A 25,580-nucleotide genomic window follows, 5' to 3' on the forward strand; every position below is an offset into this window, starting at 1 on the left:
CCTTCGCGGAATTCAGGGGGAATTCGTACGAGCGTAGCGAGACCGTGGATTCGCTCGCAATCGCTGAACCATTCGATCCACTTGCGGTCGGCCGGACGCAAGAACTATGTTCCCGAGGAGTGTGACTGGTTTCGCATTCATACACGGGGGAGGACCACATGACGTGGGACGAGTGGGAGCAGCTCAAGAGCCAGGCGGCTGACCGTGCCCCAGCCGTGACGCGGTTGAACTCCGCACCCGATGCCGGAGGTGGCAACGGGGGCGATTTGGTCGTGTACGACGACGAACTGGGTGCCATCGGACATGAGGCTTTTGAGCTGCATGGAGACTTGCGCAAGCAGGCAGATGTGGCTGGTATGGGAATGGACGCGCACGGTTCCGGGTCCACCATGCAGGCTGCGACCGAGCTCACCAGCTCGAACTTCGCGATGGGCAGCGGGCTTTCCACAACTGTCGAGATGTGGACGAGTCAGGTGAAGACGCTGCTGGACGCATGCGCTCTGATCTCCAACCATCTGGACTACTCCAGAAAGACCCACGCGAACGATGATGCCGAGATCCAGGCGCAAATTCGAAACCGAGCCGGTGCGGGCAGGACGGTCTCGGAGATCGACAAGTACTTTAAATAGCGGGGGCTCCTGTGTCCGGCATCACTTTGACGAACTTGTCGGAAGTCAACCTCGGCAAGTTGAAAACATCTGTTGCAGACTGGAAGAAGATCGTCGATGACCTCAAGGCGCTCTCGGGTCGCGCCAAGGATGGTCTGCTAGCAAAGGCCGAGGGCGCCCAATGGGCCGGTGTAAATTCCGACATTTCTCGGCAGTTCATCCAGAAGACGGCCAAGGAGTTCGCCGACGCCCACGCAGAGGCATCGAGTATCTATCAGGTCTTGGACGATGCTTGTACAGAGCTGTTGGATCTGCAGAAGAAGCTGCACACGGCGATTCACTCCGAAGCGGCGGAGCTCGGTCTGCGCGTCAGTGATGTAGGGGACGGGAAAGTGCATGTCTTCTATCCGCATGACCGGACAACCGACGACAAGCACACTCAGGCTGAACTTGGGACCGCGCAGGAGCTCGCCGATCGCATCGCCGAGATCATTGGGCACGCCCGGGAGATCGACGACTCGGTGAGCCGGGCGCTCGGCAAGAGCCATGGAAATGACCAGTTCAATTTTGGCCACGAAAGTTACAAGTCGCTCGACGATGCCCAGGAACAGCGGGCCGAGGAACTGGCCAAGAAGAGCTTGCAAGCCTATAAGGAGGGCAAGGAACTCTCTACGGATGAACTCCGGGAACTGCAGACGCTCATGAAGTACAACGCCGACGACAAAGAGTTCGCGACCGATCTTTATCGCGGTTTGGGGCCGGAGGGATCGTTGCGCTTCCAGGCTCAACTGTCGCTCGACGGCACGGCCGAGGGCGGTGAGCAACTACGGCTGGCCAGGAGCATCCAGGACAGCATGGGCACGGCGCTCGCCACCGCGACCCCTGGTCTCGGGGACAAGTGGACCGAAGAACTCATGCGCGTCGGACGTAGCGACCTTGACCTGCAGATGCAGGGCAACCAGGTGGTCCCCAAGGGTTATCAGGTGCTGGGTACGTTGCTGCGCCACGGCGAGTACCAGAAGGAATTCCTGAACAAGGTCGGCAACGACATGCTTGCGTACGAACGGGAAGGCGGGTCCTGGGGACGCCCCGACGGTTCGTACGCCGGCATGAAGGAATTCGGACTGAACGCCGACAAGGGAGGCGGCCGAGGCTGGGACCCGATCACGGGTCTGCTGGAGGCCTACGGGCACAACCCGGATGCGGCCACGAGCTTCTTCCACGCCAACGTGCCAGGCCCTGGTAAGGAGATGTCCAATCTCGATTACCTGATGGGCATGGGGGCGGACGGCAAGGGCGAGGGCGCCCGGCAGTGGATCCCGGACATGACCTCTCCCATGGCCGCCAAGGACCCAACGATCTTCGGGAAGGATGCGCTCGGGCACGCGCTCGAGGCGGCGACGACCGGACTCCCGTACGACCACGGTGACGTGGGCAAACATCCCGCCCATACGGAGCAACAGCATGACCTCATGAACCAGGTCGTCAACGCTGTGGCCAAGGATCCCAAGCTGGCCGATGACACCATGGGTGACAGCCTCGGCCGGATGGCCGGCGAGTACATGCCCGAGGTCAACTCGACACTAAGTCAGTCCAATGACTATGACGACCTCTACGGAAACCCGACCAAGTTCACCGATCCGCTCGCCACTGCCGAGTTCCTCGACACGGTGGCCAGGAACCCGGACGGTTATGCGGAGGCCACTTTGGGCGCCGAGAACTACTCGGCCGGTCTGATGCAGGATGCCAACGCACATCCGGAGAAGTACGCGGGAACACCGGCCGAGAATTTGAAGCACATCGCCTACAACACGGGCACAGTGGAGGGTCTTCTCACCGGCGCACGCCACGACGAGATCGTCACCGGCGGACAGCAGAGTGACAAGGACTACAACGAAGCACTGCAGAAGCGTGCCGACATGTTCAACACCGCGTTCGGGTCGACCGTCGGACTGGCGACCGAGCGTGTCCCGATCGCCGGGGAAGTAATCAGCGGCGTAACCGAGGTCGTCGTGGGTGAAATGGTGGAGGGGGCGGAACGGAACACGTCGAACGAAACGGCTCACGAGGCGGGTGTGTCATCCTTCAACGCTCGCCAGAACGCCCTCGACCAGGCCGCGAACGGTCTGATGGTGGCAGGAACTCCGGCTGGAGTTGATCCGACGGACATGCGCCGGGACGTACATCAGCAGACCGGCGAAGGATTCGACCACGGCAAGGAGCTTCAGCGCGAAGCGAAGGACCGTTACCAGCGGAATCCGCCAAAGTGATCAAGTCCCCGTTGTGACACCCGAGGCGCTGTAGCGCACACAAGACACCGAACAGGGAAGACATGAGCGTCGGAAGAATGTCCGGCAGAGCGAAAGCGCTTTGCGTTGTGGTGGTGGCGGCGCTCGTCGGAGCGGGCCTCTATGTCTGGCTGTCCCGCTCCGACGGTGGTGTGGACGAGGCGCTGAAAGCCCCGGCCGAACCGTGCTGGGACGGTGCGCCGGACAGAGCCACGCTGCAGAAGCTCCTTGGTCCCGGGGACAAGCTCGTGCACGAGCAGGATGAGTTCCGGGTGGTGAAGGACCACTATCCGAGTCACTGCCAGTACGAGGCCAGGAGCGACGGCTCGGTGGACACGGTTCTGGACGTCGATGTGGTGTGGAACGACGACGCTCTTCCGACGAGCGAGTTGCCCACGTCCGACGCGCAAGGGGATGAGCCCCGGACGCGCTTGGACATCGGCGTGCTGGCGTACTACCTGCGGGCGTCCCAGGTGGTGTTCTTCGAGTGCGTTCCCGACGTCCCCGCGGATGCGCCCGCCTATATGAAACGGGATAAATACATCAAGGTGGATGTGCTGGCACGGCCGATGAAGGGCAGTGGGCTGTCAGCGCTGGAGGCGCGCAAGGTCGGATTGGACGCCATGCTGCAGATGGCCAGGGATGTCGCGGAGAAGGCGGGCTGCAAGAACGACACCAACCTCCCGGACTCGGTGCCCGCGGTGAGCGAAGCAAACTGGCCCGGATTCTGACTGCGGGGGGCCGCTCCGTCATCTGCAGGTGTCCGACTCCTCTATGCCTTCGTGCAGGCCGCGATGAGCTTCCTCATCGCATCACAGTCGTCGTGGCCGTCCGCGTACGCCTGGATCGCGGTGAACAGCACACGGCCCGCGTGGTCCGGGATGGCGCAGTGGGCGGTCCCGCCCACTGCGCCCGTGCCGAGTGGAGGTAATGAAGCCCTTCCGTGACGGACGCAGAGACTGTTGGTTCGTCCCTCAGGAACTCTGCTGTGTCGTGGATCCACTTCACACACGGTGATGCGGTTTGCGCACGCTACGAAGATGGGGCGCCCCGTTGTGACGGGGCGCCCCTTCTTGGTTCTGCAGCCCAGCGCCGTTGGGCTGCCGGAGGCCGTGACCGGAATCGAACCGGTGTGCTTCGCTTTGCAGGCGAATCCCTAAACCACTCGGGCACACGGCCAGGTGGGCACTGCTTGGTGTTGCCTGGCTGACATTGACGGTAGGGCGGCCGGCGGGAGCGCTCAAGGGGGCTGGGCGGCCTGCAACGGGACTGCCATGTGGCGTTCATGAAACGGGTGGGGCCGGGGGCATGGTCGTACGACCATGGGACCAGGGAGGTGCCGTCCCCGGACAGGGGTCAGGGCGGAGTACGGACCTTACTCTGAGGCTTATGGGCGCTCTTGAGGACGACGTCGCCGTCGTCGCACCGGATCTTGCTGACCTTGCTCGGGTGGAAGGGGTGCTCGGGCGTACCTATCGCGCGCTGAGCATCGGGATCGTCACCGTCGTGCTGCTCATCGCCTTCGAGGCGACCGCGGTCGGGACCGCCATGCCCGTGGCCGCGCGGGAGTTGGACGGGGTGTCCCTGTACGCCTTCGCGTTCTCCGGGTACTTCACCACCAGCCTCTTCGGGATGGTGCTCGCCGGGCAGTGGGCCGACCGGCGGGGGCCGCTCGGGCCGTTGGCGGTGGGGATCGGGGCGTTCGCGGCGGGGCTCGTCGTCGCGGGGACCGCGGGGAGCATGTGGATGTTCGTCGGCGGGCGGGCCGTGCAAGGGCTCGGGGGCGGGCTCGTCATCGTCGCCTTGTACGTGGTGGTCAGCAGGGCCTATCCGGAGCGGTTGCGGCCCGCGATCATGGCCGCGTTCGCCGCCGGGTGGGTCGTGCCGTCGATCGTCGGGCCGTTGGCCGCCGGGGCCGTCACCGAGCACCTCGGGTGGCGGTGGGTGTTCCTGGGGATCCCGGTCCTTGTGGTGCTGCCGCTCGCGCTCGCGCTGCCGCAGATCCGGCGGCGGGCCGGCGGGGCGGCTCCCGGCGCCGGGGGCGGGGCGTTCGACCGGCGGCGGATCCGGCTCGCGTTCGGGATCTCGCTCGGGGCCGGGCTGTTGCAGTACGCCGCTCAGGACCTGCGGCCCCTTGCGCTGGTGCCCGGCGTGGTCGGGGCCGCGCTGCTCGTGCCGTCCGTGCTCGGGCTGCTGCCGCGCGGAACGTATCGGGCCCGGCGCGGGCTGCCGTCCGTGGTGCTGTTGCGCGGGGTCGCGGCGGGGGCGTTCATCGCGGCGGAGTCGTTCGTGCCGCTGATGCTCGTGACGCAGCGGGGGCTCTCGCCGACGCTCGCCGGGTTCTCGCTCGCCGCGGGCGGGGCGACGTGGGCGCTGGGGTCGTGGGTCCAGGCGCGGTCCCGGTTCGAGCCGTACCGGGAACGGCTCGTCGCCGGGGGCATGGTGCTCGTCGCCGCGGCGATCGCCGCCGCGCCGAGCGTGCTGATCGCGGCCGTGCCGGTGTGGGTCGTCGCCGTTGCGTGGGGGTTCGGGTGCCTGGGGATGGGGCTTGTCATCTCCTCCACCAGCGTGCTGCTGCTCCAGCTCTCCGCACCCGAGGAGGCCGGGGCGAACTCCGCCGCGCTGCAGATCTCGGACGGCCTGGCCAACGTGGTGCTGCTGGCGGCGGGCGGGGCCGCGTTCGCGGCGCTGGGCGGGGGAGCGGTGGGCCAGGGGCACGAGGTGGCGCAGGGCGCGAGCGGCTCCCATCCGGGGGCCTTCGTCGCCGTCTTCCTGCCGATGGCGGCGGTCGCGCTGGTAGGGGCCTGGGTGGGGACGCGGTTGCGGGAGCAGGAGCGGGAGGTGGGGGTGGGGGTGGAGGGCTCGTAGTGGGGGGCCGGGGCGAAGGGGCCTGCGTCTGGGGTTTGTGGTGTGGGGGTTGTCAGGGGCCGGGTTCGGGTGGGCGGCGTGCACGGTGTGAGGCGTGTCCCACCCGGGGGCCGACCGGCCTTGTCCGGAGGTTGGGGTTGCTCGGGCACCGGTAGGGTGGCCCGGTTGTCATACGTAGCCGCCGTGTATCCACGCCAGCCGTGCCGTCCGTGCCGTCGAATGTCGAGTAATCGGAGACCGTGACTACCACCGCCGCCACCAACTCCGCGTCCCACCACCTGTCGCCCGCCTTTCCCGGCCGCGCCCCCTGGGGCACCGCCAACAAGCTGCGCGCCTGGCAGCAGGCGGCAATGGACCGGTACATCCAGGAGCAGCCGCGCGACTTCCTCGCCGTCGCCACCCCGGGGGCCGGCAAGACGACCTTCGCGCTGACGCTCGCGTCGTGGCTGCTGCACCACCACGTCGTGCAGCAGGTGACCGTCGTCGCGCCGACCGAGCACCTGAAGAAGCAGTGGGCGGAGGCGGCCGCCCGCATAGGGATCAAGCTGGACCCGGAGTACAGCGCGGGGCCGCTCAGCAAGGAGTATCAGGGCGTCGCCGTCACATACGCCGGTGTCGGCGTGCGGCCCATGCTGCACCGCAATCGCAGCGAACAGCGCAAGACGCTCGTCATTCTCGACGAGATCCACCACGCCGGTGACAGCAAATCGTGGGGCGAGGCCTGCCTGGAGGCGTTCGAGCCGGCCACGCGACGGCTCGCGCTCACCGGTACACCGTTCCGCTCCGACACCAATCCCATTCCCTTTGTGCAGTACGAGGAAGGGAATGACGGTATTCGGCGGTCCTCCGCCGACTACACGTATGGATATGGGAGCGCTCTGGGGGACGGTGTCGTCCGGCCCGTTATCTTCCTTTCCTACAGCGGCAATATGCGGTGGCGGACCAAAGCCGGTGACGAGATCGCCGCCCGGCTCGGTGAGCCCATGACCAAGGACGCCGTCAGCCAGGCGTGGCGCACCGCCCTCGACCCGCGCGGCGAGTGGATGCCCAGCGTGCTGCGCGCCGCCGATGCCCGGCTCACCGAGGTCAGGAAGGGGATTCCGGACGCCGGCGCCCTCGTCATCGCCTCCGACCAGGAGTCCGCGCGGGCGTACGCGAAGCTCATCCGGGACATCACCGGCAGCAAAGCCACCCTCGTCCTTTCCGACGACACCGGGGCCTCCAAGCGCATTGACGACTTCTCCGCCAGTGAGGACCGGTGGATGGTTGCCGTACGCATGGTGTCCGAAGGGGTCGACGTTCCCCGGCTCGCCGTCGGCGTTTATGCGACCACTATTTCCACGCCCCTGTTCTTCGCGCAGGCCGTCGGGCGTTTCGTGCGGTCCCGGCGACGTGGGGAGACCGCCTCCGTATTCCTTCCCACCGTTCCCGATCTGCTCGGCTTCGCCAACGAGATGGAGGTCGAGCGCGACCACGTACTCGACAAGCCGAAGAAGGACGGGGAAGAAGACCCCTACGCCGAATCCGAGAAAGAGATGGAGGAGGCCAACAAGGAGCAGGACGAGGACACGGGCGAGCAGGAGCAGTTCTCGTTCGAGGCTCTTGAGTCCGAGGCCGTCTTCGACCGGGTTCTCTACGACGGGGCCGAGTTCGGGATGCAGGCCCATCCCGGGAGCGAGGAAGAACAGGACTACCTCGGGATTCCCGGACTCCTCGAACCCGATCAGGTGCAGCTCCTTCTGCAAAAGCGGCAGGCCCGGCAGATCGCCCACAGCCGCAAAAAGCCCGACACCGAGGCCGACCTGCTCGAACTGCCCGCCGAGCGACGGCCCGTCGTCTCCCACAAAGAGATGATGGAACTACGCAAGCAGCTCAATACCCTTGTCGGTGCTTACGTGCATCAGAGCGGCAAACCGCACGGCGTCCTCCACACCGAACTGCGGCGCGTCTGCGGCGGACCGCCCAGCGCCGAAGCCACCGCGGGACAACTGCGGCAGCGCATCGCCAAGGTGCAGGAGTGGGCCACCCGCATGAAGTGACACACGCCGGAAATGACACGGGGCCCAAGTGCGGGCAATCGCCCATAACTCAGGCCCCGGACTGACCGGATTCTGGACGGAGTCTTCCGCTCAGCGGGACGACCTCGCTACATTCCCGGCAACGCACACGCCCCGTGGCAGCGCCGCCGCGGAGCGCAGCCGGTAGCTCGAAGACAGTCGTCTGCAGCCGTAGAGCCGTATGCAGCATGCAGCCCAGCGCCTGATCACCGACCGGCGGCTCTCACGCGCGTCGCCCAAGGGACAGGTGGCGCAACCGCCGCGTAGGAGACCGTCGGCCCTCACCAATAAGGAGTGGGCGTCGTGACCGCGGAGACCTCCCAGACGCTCGACAGAGGACTGCGCGTCCTCAAACTGCTCGCCGACACCGACCACGGGCTGACCGTCACCGAGCTGTCCAACAAGCTCGGCGTCAACCGCACCGTCGTCTACCGCCTGCTCGCCACGCTAGAGCAGCACGCCCTCGTACGCCGTGACCTGGGCGGCCGCGCCCGGGTCGGGCTCGGGGTGCTGCGGCTCGGACGGCAGGTCCATCCACTGGTACGCGAAGCAGCGCTGCCCGCGCTGCGGTCGCTCGCCGAGGACATCGGGGCGACGGCGCATCTGACGCTCGTCGACGGGTCGGAGGCGCTGGCCGTCGCCGTCGTCGAACCGACCTGGACGGACTACCACGTCGCCTACCGGACCGGGTTCCGGCACCCGCTCGACAAGGGGGCCGCCGGCCGGGCCATCCTCGCCTCACGGCGCGGGGTGCTGCCTGAGCCCGGGTACACGCTCACGCACGGGGAGCTTGAGGCCGGGGCGAGCGGGGCGGCTGCGCCGCTGCTCGGTGTGACCGGGCTCGAAGGGTCCGTCGGGGTTGTCATGCTTGCGGATGCGGTGCCCGAGCGGGTGGGGCCTCGGGTGATGGACGCGGCTCGCGAAGTGGCGGATGCGTTGCGCTGAGCGCGGGCGTTGGGTTGTTGTGGGCCGGGGGCGCGGCTTCGCCGTTGTGGGGTGGCGCCGTTGGCGGGTGTCGGGTGGGTTGTGGCTGGTCGCGCAGTTCCCCGCGCCCCTGGGAGGCTTGCGGCTGCGCCGCGCCTCCTTCCGCCGCCGTGGCGGGGTGTCGGGTGGGTTGTGGCTGGTCGCGCCGTTCCCCGCGCCCCTGGGAGGCTTGCGGCTGCGCCGCGCCTCCTTCCGCCGCCGTGGCGGGGTGTCGGGTGCGTCGTGGTTGCTCGCGCCGTTCCCCGCGCCCCTGGGGGCTTGCGGCTTTGCCGCGCCTCCTCCTGGCGCACGCCCGGGTGGGCGGCCCCGAAATGGCGCACGCAGTGCGCATTTCAGGGGCGCGGGGAACTGCGCGACCAGCCACGACGTACGCGCACCAGAAGAACCGCGTCGCCCCGCGCACAACCAAAGCCGCCCGCCCGAATTCCCCGCCCCCGGCGCCCAGCCGGACCCGTGTGCCCCGCCCCGACATACCCGCCCCCGGCGAGCCAGCGCCCCGGCGAACACCCCGACCCGCGCGGCCGGCGCCGCCCCGTGGGTGGGCGGGCCCGCGTACCGAACCCCCGCCGCGTTAGATTGGCCCCGTGCTCAACCGCCTCAGTCGTTCCGCTGCCCTCATCCTCTGCGCGCTGCCCGTGATCGCGTTGCTCGCGGTGGCGGTGTTCGCGCCGTTGCCGTTCTCGGTGGCGCAGCCGGGGCCGACGACGAACGTGCTCGGCAAGGACGACGGCAAGCCCGTCATCGAGATCACCGGCGCCCCGACCCGGAAGACCAGCGGAGCGCTCCGCGCGGTGACCATCGTGGCGACCGGCCCCGATGCCACGGTGCACCTCGGTGACGTGCTCGACGGCTGGTTCGCCGAGGACCGGGCGATCATGCCGCGCGACTCCGTCTACCCGGAGGGGAACTCGACCGAGGAGATCGAGCAGCACAACAAGAGGGAGATGAAGGGCTCGCAGGACGCCGCCACCGAGGCCGCCTTCACCTACCTGGAGGCCGAGGGCGGGACCACGTCCGGGATCGACGTCAGCCTGCAGCTCGGGGACGTCGGCGGGCCCAGCGCCGGGCTGCTCTTCTCGCTCGGCATCATCGACCTCCTCGACGGCGACGGCAGCGGCGCAGATCTGACCGGCGGCAAGTCGATCGCGGGCACCGGCACCATCGACGACGACGGCAAGGTCGGCGCGGTCGGCGGGGTCTCGCTCAAGGTGCAGGCCGCCGACCGGGACGGCGCCACCGTCTTCCTCGTACCGAAGGCGGAGTGCGGGGACGCGAAGGCGTCCGCGCCCGACTCGATGCGGCTGATCCCGGTGTCCACCCTCAAGGGCACGGTCACCGCGCTGACGAACCTCCGGAAGGGTTCCGGGGACGTCCCCAAGTGCTGAGCGCCCTCATCCCCGTAACGCCATAAGCCCGTAATCCCGTGACCGGGTAACCCCGTAACCCCGCACCCCCGTGACGTCAGTCCGCCGACGCCTGCTCCACCAGCGGGATGATCCGCAACGGCACCGGGTTCTCCATCACGATCGCCGTGGACGCCCGCACGATCCCGTCGAACCCGACGACCAGGTCGATCACCCGTTGCAGATCGGCGTTCGAACGCGCCACGAGCCGGCACAGCATGTCCCCGCTGCCCGTCGTCGTGTGCAGCTCCAGGACCTCGGGGACGCCTGCCAGGTGCTCCCGGATGTCGGCCCCCTGGCCCTGCCGGATCTGCAGCGTGGCGAACGCGGTGACCGGATAGCCGAGCGCCGCCGGGTCGACCTGGGGGCCGAATCCGCGCACGACCCCGTTCGAGGTGAGCCGGTCGAGGCGGGCCTGCACGGTGCCGCGCGCGACCCCGAGCCGGCGGGACATCTCCAGGACGCCGATCCGTGGTTCCCGCGCGAGCAGCACGATCAGCCGCCCGTCCAGTTCGTCGATCGCCATGCGCACCTCCGAAGTGTGGGCGAGGGGCCGTCACCGGTGGTCATCCTGTACAGAAGGACCGTAGAACCCCGCCTTCCACTGGACAGGATGCCCAGCCGATGCGCGAACTATTGCGCACTCTGCGGAACAGCGGGAGCCTCCCACACATGACGCAGACCACACACTCGTCCTCCGCAGACGCTCCTGACACCGCCCGGAAGGCCGATCCCTTCCCGGTGAAGGGCATGGACGCGGTCGTCTTCGCCGTGGGCAACGCCAAGCAGGCCGCGCACTACTACTCCACCGCCTTCGGCATGCGGCTCGTCGCCTACTCCGGACCGGAGAACGGCAGCCGCGAGACCGCTTCGTACGTGCTGAAGAACGGCTCCGCCCGTTTCGTGTTCACCTCCGTCATCAAGGCCTCCACCGAGCGGGGCCACTTCCTGGAGGAGCACGTCGCCGCCCATGGCGACGGCGTCGTCGACCTCGCCATCGAGGTGCCGGACGCGCGCGCCGCGTACGCCTACGCCGTCGAGCACGGCGCCCGTGGCATCCAGGAGCCGTACGAGCTGAAGGACGAGCACGGCACCGTCGTGCTCGCCGCCATCGCCACGTACGGCAAGACCCGCCACACGCTCGTCGAACGCTCCGGCTACAGCGGCCCCTACCTGCCCGGGTTCGTGACCGCCGAGCCGATCGTCGAGCCGCCCGCCCACCGCTACTTCCAGGCCATCGACCACTGCGTCGGCAACGTCGAGCTCGGCCGGATGAACGAGTGGGTGGAGTTCTACAACAAGGTCATGGGCTTCACGAACATGAAGGAGTTCGTGGGCGACGACATCGCGACCGAGTACAGCGCCCTGATGTCGAAGGTCGTCGCGGACGGCACGCTCAAGGTCAAGTTCCCGATCAACGAGCCCGCCGTCGCCAAGAAGAAGTCCCAGATCGACGAGTACCTGGAGTTCTACGGCGAGGCCGGCGTCCAGCACATCGCGCTCGCCACGAACGACATCGTCGCCTCCGTACGGGCCATGCGCGCGGCCGGCGTCCAGTTCCTCGACACCCCCGACTCCTACTACGACACGCTCGGCGAATGGGCGGGCGAGACGCGCGTCCCCGTCGAGATCCTGCGCGAGCTGAAGATCCTCGTCGACCGTGACGAGGACGGCTACCTGCTGCAGATCTTCACCAAGCCGGTCCAGGACAAGCCGACCGTCTTCTTCGAGATGATCGAACGCCACGGCTCCATGGGCTTCGGCAAGGGCAACTTCAAGGCCCTCTTCGAGGCGATCGAGCGCGAGCAGGAGAAGCGCGGCAACCTGTAAAAGGCGCCTGGAGCCGCCTGGAGCCGCCTGGAGCCGCCTGGAACCGCCTGGAGCCGCCTGGAGCTGCCTGGAGCCGCTGGGAGCCGCGGCCGATCATCACACCTCCGACCGCGCCAGCGGTCCGAGCAGTGGTGAGAACCACGGGTTGATCCGCAGCGCCTCCTCGATGTGGCGCTGTGCCGGGCCCGTCAGGCCCAGGGACCGCTCCACAGCACCGCGGTGGTAGGAGTAGGACGCGTCCCGCACAGTGCCGTCGTTCTGCCGGTCCGTGGCGCGCCGGAGCAGTCCGATCGCCTCCTTGTCGCGCCCGCCGCGGTGCAACGCCCAGCCGAGCGCGTCGGCCGTACGGAGGCCGGGCGCCCGGAGCCATTCCGCCCGCAGCCGCGCGATCGCGGCGGGCGCGTCGCCGTGGTCGGCCTCGAAGCGGCCGAGGACGAGCGCGTCGTCCACCCCGTCGGCATCCCGGGCCGCCGCCCACCGGCGCAGCGTGTCGTACTGGGCGCGGGCCGGGCCGGGCAGCCCTTGGGCCTCGTACAACTCGCCGAGTTCGAGCGCGTACTCGGGGCAGGGCCGCTCCGTCAGCGCCCGCCGGTACGCCCGTACCGCCTCGTCCACGCGGCCGAGGGACGCGAGCGCACGGCCCTGCCCGGCGAACGCGGCGGGGGAGTGCGGGTCCGCCGCGACGGCCGCGCGGAAGCGGCGCAGGGCGTCCTGCGGTTCGCCGCGCTCCCAGGCGAGTTCACCGCCGCTGGTGTGCAGTGCGGCCTGTTCGGTGGGGGTGGCGGCGCGGGCGGTCGCGTCGCTGAGGACCACGGCGGCGTCCTCGCGCCAGCCGCGGTCGCGGTAGACGGCGGCGGTGCGCAGGGTCACGGCGGTGCCCTTGGCGAGCCCGGACAGTTTGTCGAGGCTCTTCCCCGCGGCCTTGGGGTCGCCGAGGCCCCGGTACGCGTCGACCAGGACGGCGTGCGCGCGCCAGCGGTTCGGCGCCAGTTTCACCGAGGCCTCGCCCCACGCGCGGGCGTCGCGCCAGTCGCCGCGGGCGGCGGCGAGCGCGGCGAGGCCGTCGAGGGCGTCCGCGTTGCCGCGCGGCCGGACGGAGAGCGACGTGCGCAGCGCCCGTTCGGCCCTGGGGTAGAACGCCGAGTCGGCCGTGCGCGTCCCGCGCTCGACGTAGGCGGCCCCGAGCGCCGCCCACGTCCGGTCGTCCCGGGGGTTCTCGCGGAGCCGCGCCTCGTCCGCGCCGATCAGCGCGGTGAGGTCCGGCAGGGCCGCGGGCGCCCCCGCCGATGCGGCGATCACCGCACGTCCGGCCGGCCCCGGCAGCGCGGCCCGATGCGCCGCGCCCTCGTGGTGCGGCGACACGAGGAGCACCCCGCCGACCACCAGACACGCGGCGACACCGCACACGCGGAGCACACGCCGCCGATCGGGCCACGTACGGGCCCGGTCCCGCGGGTCCACGGAAGCCGCTGTCACGGCGGCCGCTTCCACCACAGCCGTGCGGTTCTCCATGACGCACACTGTGCGTCAATACGACGAGCACACCCGGCCGCCATCCCGGCACACGACCCGCCCCGCAGACGGGTTCACACCGATGGCCCCGAGTGCCAGGCTGTGATCATGAGCCGCACCCTCATCGAACTGCTCGGCGAAGGGCTGCCCGCCGAGGCACTGGTCACCGACCCCGACATCACCGCCACGTACGCCCACGACATGGCGAGCTTCTGCGCCGCGGGCACCCCTGCCGTCGTCGTCCTGCCCCGGACCGTCGAACAGGTCCAGCACGTCATGCGCACCGCCACCGAACTGCGCGTCCCCGTCGTCCCGCAGGGCGCCCGCACCGGATTGTCGGGCGCGGCCAACGCCTCCGACGGCTGCATCGTCCTCTCGCTCGTCAAGATGGACCGCATCCTGGAGATCAACGCGGTCGACCGGGTCGCTGTCGTCGAACCGGGCGTCATCAACGCGACCCTCTCCCGCGAGGTCGCCGCCCACGGCCTCTCCTACCCGCCGGACCCCTCCAGCTGGGAGATGTGCACCATCGGCGGCAACATCGGCACCGCCTCCGGCGGCCTGTGCTGTGTGAAGTACGGGGTCACCGCCGAGTACGTGCTCGGCCTCGACGTCGTCCTCGCCGACGGCCGCCTGCTCTCGACCGGGCGGCGCACCGCGAAGGGCGTCGCGGGCTACGACCTCACCCGCCTCTTCGTCGGCTCCGAGGGCAGTCTCGGTATCGTCGTCCGGGCGACCCTCGCGCTCAAGCCGCAGCCACCCCAACAGCTCGTCCTCGCGGCCGAGTTCGCGTCGGCCACCGCCGCCTGCGACGCCGTGTGCAAGATCATGGAGGGCGGCCACGTCCCGTCGCTCCTCGAACTCATGGACCGTACGACCATCCAGGCCGTCAACGCCATGGCGCGGATGGGGCTCCCCGAGACCACCGAGGCGCTCCTCCTCGCCGCCTTCGACACCCCGGACCCGGCACGCGACCTCGCGGCGGTCGGGGCGCTGTGCGAAGCCGCGGGCGCCACCCAGGTCGTGCCCGCCGAGGACGCCGCCGAGTCCGAACTGCTGCTCCAGGCGCGGCGGTTGTCGCTCACCGCCCTCGAAGCGGTCAAGGGCACGACGATGATCGACGACGTCTGCGTGCCGCGCTCCAAGCTCGGCGAACTCCTCGAAGGCGTCGAGCGCATCGCCGAGAAGTACGCCCTGACGATCGGGGTCTGCGCCCACGCCGGTGACGGCAACACCCACCCCACCGTCTGCTTCGACGCACAGGACGCCGACGAGGGGCGACGCGCCCGCGAGTCCTTCGACGAGATCATGGCGCTCGGCCTCGCCCTCGGCGGCACCATCACCGGCGAACACGGCGTCGGCGTCCTCAAGAAGGAGTGGCTGGCCCGCGAACTCGGCCCCGTCGGCGTCGACGTCCAGCGGGCCGTCAAAGCGACCTTCGACCCGCTCGGCCTCCTCAACCCCGGCAAACTCTTCTGAGAACCCGCCCCCTTTCCGGGGATCACCGCTCGTCGGACGGGGACGACTCGTCCGACGGCCACGGGTCACGCAGATACAGGTCGTCGGCCAAGGTCGTGGCCAGCAGCTCGGCGAGGCCGTCGTCGATCCCGAGCTGCTCGGCCTCAGAGCCCGGAGGGACCACCCGCAACGTCCGCTCCAGCCACGCCGACACCGGCACGGTCGGCGCCTCGAGCAGCGCGTCGCCCTCCGGGGAACTCAGCGCCATCAGGACGACGCTGCGCCCGTCCACCTTCGTCGGCCAGACCCGCACGTCCCCGTGGCCGCACGGCCTGAACACCCCCTCCACGAGCAACTCACGGGCGAACGTCCAGTTCACGGGGTGTTCCGAACCGAGATGGAACGTGATGTGGACGGCGTACGGGTCGTCTGTTCGGTAGGTGAGGCGGGCCGGTACGGGGATGCTCCGCTCGGGCGACAACACCAGTTTCAGCTCTAGTTCGCGTTCCACCACGGTGTGCATGTCGTGCGCTTCCTTTCCTCCTGTACGAGGCCCAGGGCGGGCCCGTGCAAGGAGAGAGCGCGATGTGCCCCTGCCATTACGCGAGTTCGGCGCGGTTTTTTTCGTACCTCCCTCGCCGCGCCTTCCGCACCGCACCTTCCTTACCGCTTCTTGCCCGGAAAGGGGGGCATACCGGCGGACCGGCGCGGGCGGGGGCGGCCGTCTGATAGATGTGGAGGCCACAACAAAACCCCCGAGCAGATACGGGACGACGGACATGAGCGCCCCAACCCCGGCCCCCGGCGACGACAGGCCCCGCGAAGGCTACTACCCCGACCCGTCCATTCCCGGATATGTCCGGTACTGGAACGGAGCCGCCTGGGTCCCCGGCACCAGCCGCCCCGCCCCGTCCGAAGGGGAGACCCTGCCGACCCCGGCGGGCGCCCCGCCCCCGCCCGCCTCCGTGGAGGAGACCGGCCCCGTCTTCCTCGACGAGGAGCCCTCCGTCCGCGTGGAGACGGGCCCCGACGACGCGTCCCCCGAGCCGGCGTCCGCGTGGGCCGCCGACAGGACGCACCAGTCCGGCTTCGGCGGCGACCAGGACCGCCGGGTCTCCTGGGGATCACCGGACGCGCCCGGCGGTACGGAGCGCGAGGCGGCCCAGGCTGCTCCGGCGGACCCGGGCGCGGGCGGCCAGGCGGGTTCGGGTGCCCCGGCCGCTCCGGCGGGCTTCGGGGCATCGCCCGGCACGTTCGACGCCGGTGCGCAGCATGGGGCGGGTGGCCAGGGTGGCCAGGGTGGCCAGGGTGGACCGGTCGGCTCGGGTGCTCCGGCTGGCTTCGGGGATCCGGTCGGTTATGGCGCTCCGGCGGGTTCCGGCGCGCCGGGCGCCTCGGGTGGTCCGGGTGCCTCGGGCGCCCCGGCTGGTCCCGGTGCCCCGGCTGGCGACTCGGCGGCATCTGGAAGCCAGGACGCGTCTGGCAGCCCGGCTGCGTTCGGCGGGTCAGCCGTATCTGGCAACCCGGGCCCGTCTGGCAACCCGGGCCCGTCTGGCGGCTCGGCCGCGTCTGGCACCCCGGCCGTCTCCGGCATCCCGGCCCGTCCGGGCGGGTCGGCTGCCCCCAGCACCCCCGCTGTCTCCGGCACCCCGGCCGCCTCGGGCGCCCCGGCTGCCCCCGGCCCCCCGACCACTCCCGCCGCCCCTGACGGCCCAGGCACCCCCGGCACCTCCGCCCCCTCGACCGGCCCGGCCACCCCCGGCACCCCCGGCACCCCCGGCACCCCCAACACCCCCACCCGCTCCGACGGCACCGTCACGATCCGTGCCGTGCGGCCGGGTGGCGCGGCGGCGCCGCGTACCGACGGGACCATGACGATCCGCCCGGTGCCCCAGCAGAGCGCGCCGCCGCATCAGCAGGGCCCGGTCCAGGCGCCGGCAGCCAGGGGAGGCCAGGCCGCCGAGGGTGCGGCCCCCGCCGACCCACGCGCGGCCGCCCCCTCGGCGGCCCCGGGCTACGGCTACCCCCCGCAGGCCCAGCCCGCCGCGCCCGCGCAGAACGGTCCGGGCTACGGCTACCCCCAGCCCGCACAGAGCGCCCGGCAGGGCTACGGCTACCCCCCACAGTCCCAGCCCGCACAGAGCGCCCGGCAGGGCTACGGCTACCCCCCGTCGGAGTCGCCCGTCACCCAGGGCCCCGGTGGCGGCTCCGCGTCGTGGGCGCAGCAGGTGCATCAGCTGGCGGAGCCGGACGGGCCGGTGACGCCGTTCAAGCCGGTGAACAACGACCCGTTCCTCGCGGCCGCGCAGGCCCAGGCGTCGGCGCGCCCGGCGGGCCTGGGCAAGCGGTTCGTGGCCCGGCTGATCGACACCCTGGTCCTGGGCGCGATCACCGCGGCGGCCGCCGTCCCGCTCGGGATGCGCGCCGCGGACCACATCAACGGCAAGATCGACGCGGCGAAGGCCTCGGGCCGCCAGGTGACCGTCTGGCTCCTGGACGGGACGACCTCGACCTACCTGGGCATCGTCCTCGCCGTGCTGCTGCTCGTCGGCGTCCTCTACGAGGCGCTGCCGACGGCGAAGTGGGGCCGCACCCTGGGCAAGAAGCTCATGGGCCTGGCCGTGCGGGAGATCGAGGGCGGCGACTCCCCGCCGTTCGGGAGGGCGCTGCTGCGCTGGTTCGTCTATGTGGTGCCGTGCCTGCTCGGCATCGGCGTCCTCGGCGTGCTGTGGGGCACGGTCGACCGCCCGTGGCGCCAGTGCCTGCACGACAAGGCGGCCCGTACGTTCGTCGCCCGGTAGCGGGCCGACCTTGGCCGGATAGCGCTGTCCGGGTCATCCGGACGGCGGCCCGCCGGGTGCGTGCACCCGGCGTTCGCGGTCCACTCGGGCCATGAGTAGCGAACCGCCGCCCAACGGATCCGGCCAGCCGCCGGACGACGACCCGTTCCGCAAGCCGCCCCCGGCCTCCCCGGGCGGCGGCTCCCCGTACGACTCCCCGCAGAATCCCTACGGTTCGGCGCCCCCGCCGGGTGACGGGGTCCAGCCTCCGTACGGCGGTACGCCCCCGCCGGGCGGCGGCACCCCGCCCCCGTACGGAGGCGGCGGCACCCCTCCTCCGTACGGCGGTGACCCGTACGGTTCAGGGGGCGGGTACGGCGCCCAGGACCCGCTCGCCGGGATGCCGCCGCTCGCCGACAGCGGCAAACGCGTCCTGGCCCGCATCATCGACCTGATCCTCGTCGGGATCGTCGTGGGTCTGCTGTCGTGGGCGTTCGGCACGTCCGAGTACGAGACGGACCCGGACAAGATCCAGTACGGCAGGCAGTTCGGGCAGTCGCTGCTCGCGGCCGTGCTGTACATCGGCTACGACACGTTCATGATGGCGAAGACCGGTCAGACCCTGGGCAAGAAGCTGATGAAGCTGCGCGTGGCCACCCTGGACAACGGGGCGACGCCGAGCGTGCAGACGAATCTGATCCGCGCCGTCGTGCTCTGGATTCCGGCCGTCTTCTGCTGCGCCTGCATCTGGACCGCGATCTGCGGCGGCTGGAGCTTCTTCGACAAGCCCTACAAGCAGGGCCTGCACGACAAGGCCGCGAAGACGGTGGTGGTCAGCACCGCCTGACGCGGCGGGACGGCCATCGGTCTCCGGCGGGCTCGTGGTTCACGGGCCCGCCGGTTCGCGCTCCCGTACCGACCGTGACGAGGAGTGCGCGCGGACCGGCCGGGCCACGCGCTGCGCGGGCACCCGCTCGGCTGCCCGGCCCTCGGCCTCCGCGGGCCCGGCGGAAGGTTTGCGCGCCGGCACGGAGAGCGCCACAAGCAGCCCGAGGGCGAGCGCCGACACGGCGATGACCGCGACGCCGGGGCCCGAAGTCGTCCGGGACAGCAGCAGCATGGCAAGGGTCGAACAGATGACGGCGGCCGAACCGTAGAGGAGCTGTGGGACAGTCGGGCGAGGCATGGCGGTATCCGTCCTCGTGACGTCGGGGGAGCGCGAGCGGGACCGTCCGGTGGGTCACACCGTAAGGTCCAAACTCTAATGCGACGTGTGCCCGAACGGAACCTGCAGTAAGCATGAGCTAACCCACGGTGTCGGGGCATGGGGGGCGCACGGAATCACCGGGTCCGCCAGGGGGCCGCGCAGGGCGGCACGGTGCATCGCAAGTATCTAGGGGCTTGTCCGGATAACGGATCCGCCCCCGCGCATAGTGCAACGCAAACGTCATCGTCAAGGTCTGTTATTTCTCCTCTACCTCCGGTCAAATGGCGTCACTTGTGACACGTGGCCAGCGGGCCACGGAGGAGGAGATCACTCAAGTGACCACCAAGAGACGGGCGTTGAGAGCCGCCGCGGTGCTCGTGACCCTGGCCGCCACCGCCGCCACGGGCGCGGTCGCGGCGACGACGGCCCAGGCCGACACGCCGGCCGCGACGAGCACCACCTCCGGCAAGACGTACGGGGGCAAGGGCCACGTCATGGACGGCCCGTTCAGCAAGCAGCAGGAGCAGCAGCGCCAGACCGCGCTGCAGAACGTGCTGCAGGGCAAGTCGAAGGTCCAGGAGCGGCACGGCTCCAGGGTCGTCGACCTCGGCAAGGGCAAGTACGTCGAGCTGGGCCGCGAGCGCACGGACAAGATCTTCACGATCCTGACCGAGTTCGGCGACAAGGTCGACAACACCACTCTGGTGGACCGCGCGGACGACGACACCGACGAGCTGAAGCCGAAGTACGGCGGCACTCCCGGCCCGCTGCACAACCAGATAGCCGAGCCGGACCGTTCCAAGGACAACAGCACGGCCTGGCAGAAGGACTACAACGCGAAGCACTTCCAGGACCTGTACTTCGGTTCCGGCAAGGGCGTCGACTCGCTCAAGACCTACTACGAGAAGACGTCGTCGGGCCGGTACTCGGTCGACGGCGAGGTCTCGGACTGGGTCAAGGTCCCGTGGAACGAGGCCCGTTACGGCTCCAACTACTGCGGCGCCGACAACTGCCCGAACGTCGAGGACCTGGTCCGCGACGGCGTCACCGCCTGGGTCGAGCAGCAGAAGGCGGCCGGCAAGTCCGACGCCGACATCAAGGCCGACCTCGCGCAGTACGACCAGTGGGACCGCACGGACCACGACAACGACGGCAACTTCAACGAGCCCGACGGCTACATCGACCACTTCCAGATCGTCCACGCGGGCGAGGACGGGTCGGCCGGCGGCGGCGCGCAGGGCGGCGACTCCCTGTGGGCGCACCGCGGCTACGCCTACAGCCGCGACGACGGCGACACCGGCCCCGAGGGCTTCAAGGCGGGCGGCACCCCGGTCGGCGACACCGGCATCTGGGTCGGCGACTACACGATGCAGCCGGAGAACGGCGGCCTCGGCGTCTTCGCCCACGAGTACGCCCACGACCTGGGCCTGCCCGACCTGTACGACACCTCGTACGCGGGCGAGAACTCGGTCGGCTTCTGGTCGCTGATGTCGGCCGGTTCCTGGCTCGGCACCGGCGAGGAGTCGATCGGCGACATGCCGGGCGACATGACCGCCTGGGACAAGCTCCAGCTGGGCTGGCTCAACTACGACACGGCGAAGGCGGCGACGAAGTCGACGCACAAGCTGGGCGTGGCCGAGTACAACACCAAGCTGAAGCAGGCGCTCGTCGTCGAACTGCCGAAGAAGAACGTCACCACGGACATCGTGAAGCCCGCCGAGGGCTCGAAGCAGTGGTGGTCGGATTACGGCGACGACCTCGACAACACCCTGTCGCGCACCGTCGACCTGAGCGGCAAGGCGAAGGCGTCGCTCGAGCTCGACGGCTGGTGGAACATCGAGAAGGACTACGACTACCTGTACACGCAGGTCTCCACCGACGACGGCGCGAGCTGGAAGACGATCGACGGCACCGCCGACGGCGTCACCATCCCGCGCGACGGCGGCGACAAGCCCGCGCTGACCGGTGACTCCACCACGTTCAAGCACCTGGTCTTCCCGCTCGACGAGTTCGCGGGCAAGAAGATCGACATCCGCTTCCGCTACAAGACCGACGGCGGCGCGGGCGGCATGGGCTTCACCTCCGACAACCTCAAGGTCGTCGCGGACGGTTCGGCCGTCTTCACCGACAACGCCGAGGGCGACGACAACGGCTGGACCGCGCGCGGCTTCTCCCGCGTCGGCGCCTCCATCAGCGGCGACTTCCCGCAGTTCTACATCGCCGAGAACCGCCAGTACGTGTCGTACGACAAGACCCTCAAGGTCGGCCCGTACAACTTCGGCTGGCGCGACGGCGGCGCGAAGAACAACTGGGTCGAGCACTACCAGTACCGTCCGGGCCTGATGATCTGGCAGTGGGACACCTCGCAGCGCAACAACAACGTCGGCCAGCACCCCGGCAAGGGTCTGATCCTTCCCGTCGACGCGCACGCGAAGCCGCTGAAGTGGGCGGACGGCAAGCTGATCACCAACAAGATCACGCCGTACGACGCCGCCTTCGGCTGGTACCCGGTGCCGGGCATGAAGCTCCACAAGCTGGGCGTCGAGACGAAGATCCCGGCGCAGCTGGGCAACCCGGTCTTCGACGACCACAAGGGCACCTACTGGTACAAGGAGAACCCGACCGGCAGCGTGCAGACAACTGACACCAACACCCGGATCGCGATCGTGAGCCAGCCGCTCACCGGCTCGTCGATCACGGTCCAGGTCGGCCCCTCGACCAAGTAGCGGACAAAGCCGCAGGTCACAAACGTATCGGCCGCGACCCCCTGGCGGGTCGCGGCCGATCGTGTTTGAGTGCGTCCTGTGAGTTCCTTATTGACACCATGTATCAGAGGGGTGTGACCGACGTGTCCGCAGGTGGGTTCTGCAAGCTGCCCGGAGGAAGCGTCGTGGTCGCGCTGACCCTGCCCGCGCCGGGCCCCGGCGAGCGCGCCGTCCGCGTCCTCGTGCACGCCGTGAACCGCCCCCGGGCCCTGACCCGCCTGCGCAACCTCGGCCTGCGCGCCGTCTACCTCCGCGGCAACGCGCACCCGCCGACCCCGGACGAGATCACCGCGGTCCTGCACCACCCGGACGGCCTGGTCTGGCGCGAGGCGCCGCTGGCCTCGACGGGCGAGCTGTGGCACCCCATACGGTCTTTGTTGAGACCTGGTGCGCTCAACTCCGTCAAAATGAGCCCCGCCAAAATCAGCCCCGCCTTTGTACGAGAGGCAGCGGGATCCGGGGCAGACAGAGCCCCGTGACCTAAGCGACGGCAGGCTTTCCCGTCATCTCGATCCCGTTCAAGCGCATCTCCTCGATAGCCGCCTCGGTCGAATCGGCGGCCACCCCCGCCGTCAGGTCGAGCAAGACCTGCGTACGGAACCCCGCCCCGACCGCGTCCAGCGCGGTCGCCCGCACACAGTGATCCGTGGCGATCCCGACGACGTCCACTTCGGTGATCCCCCGGGCGCGCAACCACACCGAGAGGGACACCCCGTTCTCGTCGGCCCCCTCGAACCCGCTGTAGGCGGCCGCGTACGCCCCCTTGTCGAAGACCGCGTCGACGGCCCCCGAGGCGACCGCGGGCGCGAAGTTCGGGTGGAACCCCGTCCCCTCGGTCCCGGCGACGCAGTGCACGGGCCACGAGTGCGCGTAGTCCGGGGCGTCGGAGAAGTGGTCGCCGGGGTCGATGTGGTGGTCCCGGGTGGCGACGACGTGCTGGTACCCGACGCCACCGCCCGTCTGACCGATGAGATCGGTGACCGCGGCAGCGACGTCTGCACCCCCCGCCACCGCGAGGCTGCCGCCCTCGCAGAAGTCGTTCTGCACATCGACGACGATCAGGGCGCGGCGCATGGTCGGTGTCCTTCGCTTTGGAGACTACGAGCGTAGAAGTTTCCGGTACGGAGCGGGAGGGGGCACCAGGGGCGCTCCGCCGCTCGCCCGGCTCACATGTACTCGGTGGGGAGGACGGCCTCGCCGCGCGACAGCTGCGTCGCCGACAGCGGAAGGCCGTCGCGGGCGGCGATGTGCCGCTCGCGCACGGCGTCCAGCGGCTCCCGGGACAGCACCTCGCCGCCCTTGACCAGCTGGACGAGGAGCTGCCGCTCGACGAGGTCGGCCGGCACCTCGCCGGTGCCGACGACCTCGGCCTCGGCGACGCCGTCCCGGTCGAGGCGGCGCGCGGCCCACTTGCGGCCGCCGATGGACGTCTTGCCGCCCGCGGACTTCTTCGCGACGGGCGTCAGCGGCGCCTTCGGATCGGCGGACTCGGCGCGCGCGACGAGCTTGTAGACCATGGAGCAGGTCGGGTGCCCCGAGCCGGTCACCAGCTGCGTCCCGACGCCGTACGCGTCCACGGGCGCGGCCCGCAGCGAGGCGATGGCGTACTCGTCGAGGTCGGAGGTGACCACGATCTTGGTGTCCTTGGCGCCCAGCTCGTCGAGCTCCTTGCGGACCCGGTGCGCGACGAGCAGCAGGTCGCCGGAGTCGATGCGGACGGCGCCGAGCTTCGGCCCCGCGATCTCGACGGCCGTGCGGACCGCCTCGGCCACGTCGTAGGTGTCGACTAGCAGGGTCGTCCCCTCGCCGAGCGAGTCGACCTGGGTGCGGAAGGCGTCCCGCTCGGTGTCGTGGAGGAGGGTGAAGGCGTGCGCGGAGGTGCCGACGGTCGGGATGCCGTACCGGAACCCGGCCGCGAGGTCGGAGGTGGTGGCGAAGCCGCCGACGTACGCGGCGCGGGAGGCGGCGACGGCGGCCAGCTCGTGCGTGCGCCGGGCGCCCATCTCGATGAGCGGGCGGTCCCCGGCGGCCGAGGACATGCGCGAGGCCGCGGCGGCGATGGCGGAGTCGTGGTTGAGGATGGAGAGGATCACCGTCTCCAGGAGCACGCACTCGGCGAACGAGCCCTCGACGCGCAGGACCGGCGAGCCGGGGAAGTAAACCTCGCCCTCGGGGTAGCCCCAGATGTCGCCGGAGAAACGGTACTGCGCGAGCCATTCGAGCGTCGGCTCGTCCACGACGCCCCGCTCGCGCAGGAAGCCGAGGACGCCCGCGTCGAAGCGGAAGTTCTCCACGGCGTCCAGGACGCGCCCGGTGCCCGCGACGACGCCGTAGCGGCGGCCCTCGGGAAGGCGGCGGGTGAAGACCTCGAAGACCGAGTGGCGGTCGGCCGCACCCCCGTGCAGGGCGGCCTGGAGCATCGTCAGCTCGTAGTGATCGGTGAAGAGGGCTGTCGACGGAACGTCCACCGGCAGGCCAAGGTCCGCTGTGTTCATAGGCTGGATGCTACCCCCTCTTAGCGTCAAGGTGACGATTTCTGGCGTCCGTTTGTGCGAACGGCCTACGACAGGCCCCAGCGGCTCGTTTGTGCGGTTGGGGCCCGGTGGTGGCAGCATGGGCCGTGTGACGGCTCCAGCACCCCTTGAGATCGAAAGCCCCGAGACGACGGAGGATCTCTCCGTGGTCCCCGAGCCGGACGTCCCCTGGATCACGCTCGTCCACAACGACCCGGTCAACCTCATGAGCTACGTGACGTACGTCTTCCAGAGCTACTTCGGCTACTCCAAGGAGAAGGCGACGAAGCTGATGATGGACGTGCACCACAAGGGGCGCGCGGTGGTCTCCACCGGCAGCCGCGAGGAGATGGAGCGGGACGTCCAGGCCATGCACGGATACGGCCTGTGGGCCACGCTGCAACAGGATCGGAAGTAAATGCCCGGCCACTTCGAGCCGATCCCGGGCGGCGGCGCCGCCGTCGCCCTCGACGACGTCGAGATCTCCATCATCCGCTCGCTCGCCGTCCAGCTCCTGGAGCTGATCGGCCCCGGGCCCGGCGGCGAGCTCTCCGACGACCCGCTCGCCGAACTCTTCGCCGACGGCCCCACGGAGCCGCCCACCGACGCGGTCCTGCGCCGCCTCCTCCCGGACGCGTACGGCGGCCCGGCCGCCGAGGGTGCCATGTCCACCGCCGACGCGGACGAGCTGCGCGCCTACTCCTCCGAGTTCCGCCGCTTCACCGAGAACGACCTGCGGGCCGGCAAGCGCGAGGACGCCCTCGCCGTGGTCCGCTCCCTCGACTCGCTCGCCTCCTCGGCGGACGGCGGCGGCGCGGTCCTCAAGCTGTCCCCCGACGAGTCGATCCCGTGGATGCGCGCCCTGAACGACCTGCGTCTCGCCATCGGCACCCGCCTCGACATCACCGACGAGGAGGACACGGACATCCTCTACCGGCTCCCCGACGAGGACGCGCGCAAGCCGATGGTGATGGCCTACCTGTGGCTCGGCGGGCTGCAGGAGACCCTGGTCGACACGCTCCTGCCGTGAAACTCCAGGTGTTCGCTCAGCGGTGACTCAAATCCGCATAACGATCGCGTCACCGAGGCGACCCCCATTGCGGTTGCGAACCCCCTTTGTCCCCTTTTTCCAGTGGTCCGCGTCACACGCGCCTCGTCCGCGCACCGTGAACGGCGTGATAAATCTTCACGACCGCCCGACGGACGCCACCCCTGTCCGCCGGGGGCGCCCTTACCGGCCGACCGCCGGTAGGCACAGCTCCATCCATCCAGGGCCTCTGGCCCCAAGGATCGTCACAGTCGATCCG

The 25,580-nt window shown here is 69.9% G+C and carries 21 protein-coding genes, 1 tRNA gene and 1 pseudogene; 15 read left to right on the plus strand and 8 right to left on the minus strand.

The features are described from left to right. Positions 1–158: 158 nt before the first annotated feature. The 3 genes from C1N81_RS28010 (at position 159) to C1N81_RS28020 (ending at position 3,627) form a co-directional block, all read left to right on the plus strand. Positions 159–629 (plus strand): hypothetical protein, encoded by a 471-nt coding sequence (locus tag C1N81_RS28010; RefSeq protein ID WP_394433616.1) that lies wholly within the window; start codon positions 159–161, stop codon positions 627–629. A 35-nt stretch (positions 630–664) separates the two neighbouring features. Continuing rightward, positions 665–2,878 carry a hypothetical protein gene (locus C1N81_RS28015; protein ID WP_394433618.1) on the plus strand — a complete coding sequence of 738 codons (2,214 nt, stop codon included), beginning with the start codon at positions 665–667 and terminating at the stop codon, positions 2,876–2,878. Between the two features lie 77 nt (positions 2,879–2,955). Beyond that, entirely contained in the window at positions 2,956–3,627 is a 672-nt protein-coding gene (locus tag C1N81_RS28020; protein WP_394433620.1) for a hypothetical protein, read from the plus strand. 41 nt (positions 3,628–3,668) lie between these two features. Here the strand turns inward: C1N81_RS28020 and C1N81_RS28025 are convergent, their stop codons facing one another. Then, positions 3,669–3,803 carry a hypothetical protein gene (locus tag C1N81_RS28025; RefSeq protein ID WP_394433622.1) on the minus strand — a complete coding sequence of 45 codons (135 nt, stop codon included), beginning with the start codon at positions 3,801–3,803 and terminating at the stop codon, positions 3,669–3,671. Positions 3,804–4,003: 200 nt separating this feature from the next. After that, positions 4,004–4,075, minus strand: a tRNA-Cys gene (locus tag C1N81_RS28030). A gap of 210 nt (positions 4,076–4,285) precedes the next feature. On the opposite strand from C1N81_RS28030, the gene C1N81_RS28035 reads away from it, so the two are divergent. From C1N81_RS28035 to C1N81_RS28050, 4 genes are all read left to right on the plus strand, one after another. Then, on the plus strand, positions 4,286–5,764 hold the full coding sequence (locus C1N81_RS28035; protein ID WP_394433624.1) for an MFS transporter: 1,479 nt from the start codon (positions 4,286–4,288) through the stop codon (positions 5,762–5,764). Positions 5,765–6,003: 239 nt separating this feature from the next. Continuing rightward, on the plus strand, positions 6,004–7,803 hold the full coding sequence (locus tag C1N81_RS28040) for a DEAD/DEAH box helicase (RefSeq protein WP_394433626.1): 1,800 nt from the start codon (positions 6,004–6,006) through the stop codon (positions 7,801–7,803). 321 nt (positions 7,804–8,124) lie between these two features. Continuing rightward, complete coding sequence (locus C1N81_RS28045; protein WP_394433628.1) at positions 8,125–8,766, plus strand: IclR family transcriptional regulator; 642 nt, start codon at positions 8,125–8,127, stop codon at positions 8,764–8,766. Positions 8,767–9,389: 623 nt separating this feature from the next. Next, complete coding sequence (locus C1N81_RS28050; RefSeq protein WP_394433630.1) at positions 9,390–10,190, plus strand: YlbL family protein; 801 nt, start codon at positions 9,390–9,392, stop codon at positions 10,188–10,190. Positions 10,191–10,266: 76 nt separating this feature from the next. Here the strand turns inward: C1N81_RS28050 and C1N81_RS28055 are convergent, their stop codons facing one another. After that, a complete protein-coding gene (locus tag C1N81_RS28055; protein WP_394433632.1) occupies positions 10,267–10,734 on the minus strand; it encodes an Lrp/AsnC family transcriptional regulator in 468 nt (155 codons plus the stop codon). Positions 10,735–10,880: 146 nt separating this feature from the next. Here C1N81_RS28055 and hppD point away from each other — a divergent pair, with 146 nt between their 5' ends. Beyond that, positions 10,881–12,038, plus strand: coding sequence for a 4-hydroxyphenylpyruvate dioxygenase (gene hppD / locus C1N81_RS28060; RefSeq protein ID WP_394433634.1), 1,158 nt, complete (start codon positions 10,881–10,883; stop codon positions 12,036–12,038). A 96-nt stretch (positions 12,039–12,134) separates the two neighbouring features. Here hppD and C1N81_RS28065 read toward each other — a convergent pair whose 3' ends face one another. Beyond that, positions 12,135–13,550, minus strand: coding sequence for a tetratricopeptide repeat protein (locus C1N81_RS28065; RefSeq protein WP_394433636.1), 1,416 nt, complete (start codon positions 13,548–13,550; stop codon positions 12,135–12,137). Between the two features lie 108 nt (positions 13,551–13,658). Here C1N81_RS28065 and C1N81_RS28070 point away from each other — a divergent pair, with 108 nt between their 5' ends. Next, complete coding sequence (locus tag C1N81_RS28070; RefSeq protein ID WP_394433638.1) at positions 13,659–15,029, plus strand: FAD-binding oxidoreductase; 1,371 nt, start codon at positions 13,659–13,661, stop codon at positions 15,027–15,029. A 22-nt stretch (positions 15,030–15,051) separates the two neighbouring features. On the opposite strand, the gene C1N81_RS28075 is transcribed toward C1N81_RS28070, so the two are convergent. Beyond that, the gene (locus C1N81_RS28075; protein ID WP_394433639.1) at positions 15,052–15,531 is read right to left on the minus strand and encodes an SsgA family sporulation/cell division regulator; all 480 of its coding nucleotides are present in this window, start codon (positions 15,529–15,531) and stop codon (positions 15,052–15,054) included. Between the two features lie 256 nt (positions 15,532–15,787). On the opposite strand from C1N81_RS28075, the gene C1N81_RS28080 reads away from it, so the two are divergent. Further along, the gene (locus C1N81_RS28080; RefSeq protein WP_394433641.1) at positions 15,788–17,809 is read left to right on the plus strand and encodes an RDD family protein; all 2,022 of its coding nucleotides are present in this window, start codon (positions 15,788–15,790) and stop codon (positions 17,807–17,809) included. A 91-nt stretch (positions 17,810–17,900) separates the two neighbouring features. Then, positions 17,901–18,635: an RDD family protein gene (locus C1N81_RS28085; RefSeq protein ID WP_394433643.1), complete on the plus strand. Its 735-nt coding sequence runs from the start codon at positions 17,901–17,903 to the stop codon at positions 18,633–18,635. 39 nt (positions 18,636–18,674) lie between these two features. Here C1N81_RS28085 and C1N81_RS28090 read toward each other — a convergent pair whose 3' ends face one another. Beyond that, positions 18,675–18,974: a hypothetical protein gene (locus tag C1N81_RS28090; RefSeq protein ID WP_394433645.1), complete on the minus strand. Its 300-nt coding sequence runs from the start codon at positions 18,972–18,974 to the stop codon at positions 18,675–18,677. Between the two features lie 356 nt (positions 18,975–19,330). Between C1N81_RS28090 and C1N81_RS28095 the strand changes: the two genes are divergently transcribed. Both C1N81_RS28095 and C1N81_RS28100 read left to right on the plus strand, forming a co-directional pair. Continuing rightward, positions 19,331–21,721: an immune inhibitor A domain-containing protein gene (locus C1N81_RS28095; protein WP_394433647.1), complete on the plus strand. Its 2,391-nt coding sequence runs from the start codon at positions 19,331–19,333 to the stop codon at positions 21,719–21,721. 122 nt (positions 21,722–21,843) lie between these two features. Continuing rightward, positions 21,844–22,152 (plus strand): annotated as a pseudogene (locus tag C1N81_RS28100) (hypothetical protein); the annotation flags it as partial. 88 nt (positions 22,153–22,240) lie between these two features. Here the strand turns inward: C1N81_RS28100 and C1N81_RS28105 are convergent. Both C1N81_RS28105 and C1N81_RS28110 read right to left on the minus strand, forming a co-directional pair. Further along, positions 22,241–22,834 carry an isochorismatase family protein gene (locus tag C1N81_RS28105; RefSeq protein ID WP_394433649.1) on the minus strand — a complete coding sequence of 198 codons (594 nt, stop codon included), beginning with the start codon at positions 22,832–22,834 and terminating at the stop codon, positions 22,241–22,243. A gap of 92 nt (positions 22,835–22,926) precedes the next feature. Further along, on the minus strand, positions 22,927–24,255 hold the full coding sequence (locus C1N81_RS28110; protein WP_394433651.1) for a nicotinate phosphoribosyltransferase: 1,329 nt from the start codon (positions 24,253–24,255) through the stop codon (positions 22,927–22,929). 118 nt (positions 24,256–24,373) lie between these two features. On the opposite strand from C1N81_RS28110, the gene clpS reads away from it, so the two are divergent. Together clpS and C1N81_RS28120 are read left to right on the plus strand one after the other, a co-directional pair. Then, positions 24,374–24,691: an ATP-dependent Clp protease adapter ClpS gene (gene clpS / locus C1N81_RS28115; RefSeq protein WP_394433653.1), complete on the plus strand. Its 318-nt coding sequence runs from the start codon at positions 24,374–24,376 to the stop codon at positions 24,689–24,691. After that, entirely contained in the window at positions 24,692–25,303 is a 612-nt protein-coding gene (locus tag C1N81_RS28120) for a DUF2017 domain-containing protein (RefSeq protein ID WP_394433655.1), read from the plus strand. The last annotated feature ends 277 nt before the right edge of the window (positions 25,304–25,580 follow it).

Source organism: Streptomyces sp. SGAir0957 (assembly GCF_043523415.1).

Coding starts and splice junctions, on each gene's coding strand:
- C1N81_RS28010 (WP_394433616.1), top strand. CDS start 159: ATGACGTGGGACGAGTGGGAGCAGCTCAAGAGCCAGGCGGCTGACCGT.
- C1N81_RS28020 (WP_394433620.1), top strand. CDS start 2,956: ATGTCCGGCAGAGCGAAAGCGCTTTGCGTTGTGGTGGTGGCGGCGCTC.
- C1N81_RS28035 (WP_394433624.1), top strand. CDS start 4,286: ATGGGCGCTCTTGAGGACGACGTCGCCGTCGTCGCACCGGATCTTGCT.
- C1N81_RS28055 (WP_394433632.1), bottom strand. CDS start 10,734: ATGGCGATCGACGAACTGGACGGGCGGCTGATCGTGCTGCTCGCGCGG.
- hppD (WP_394433634.1), top strand. CDS start 10,881: ATGACGCAGACCACACACTCGTCCTCCGCAGACGCTCCTGACACCGCC.
- C1N81_RS28065 (WP_394433636.1), bottom strand. CDS start 13,550: ATGGAGAACCGCACGGCTGTGGTGGAAGCGGCCGCCGTGACAGCGGCT.
- C1N81_RS28070 (WP_394433638.1), top strand. CDS start 13,659: ATGAGCCGCACCCTCATCGAACTGCTCGGCGAAGGGCTGCCCGCCGAG.
- C1N81_RS28075 (WP_394433639.1), bottom strand. CDS start 15,531: ATGCACACCGTGGTGGAACGCGAACTAGAGCTGAAACTGGTGTTGTCG.
- C1N81_RS28080 (WP_394433641.1), top strand. CDS start 15,788: ATGAGCGCCCCAACCCCGGCCCCCGGCGACGACAGGCCCCGCGAAGGC.
- C1N81_RS28085 (WP_394433643.1), top strand. CDS start 17,901: ATGAGTAGCGAACCGCCGCCCAACGGATCCGGCCAGCCGCCGGACGAC.
- C1N81_RS28090 (WP_394433645.1), bottom strand. CDS start 18,974: ATGCCTCGCCCGACTGTCCCACAGCTCCTCTACGGTTCGGCCGCCGTC.
- C1N81_RS28105 (WP_394433649.1), bottom strand. CDS start 22,834: ATGCGCCGCGCCCTGATCGTCGTCGATGTGCAGAACGACTTCTGCGAG.
- C1N81_RS28110 (WP_394433651.1), bottom strand. CDS start 24,255: ATGAACACAGCGGACCTTGGCCTGCCGGTGGACGTTCCGTCGACAGCC.
- clpS (WP_394433653.1), top strand. CDS start 24,374: ATGGGCCGTGTGACGGCTCCAGCACCCCTTGAGATCGAAAGCCCCGAG.
- C1N81_RS28120 (WP_394433655.1), top strand. CDS start 24,692: ATGCCCGGCCACTTCGAGCCGATCCCGGGCGGCGGCGCCGCCGTCGCC.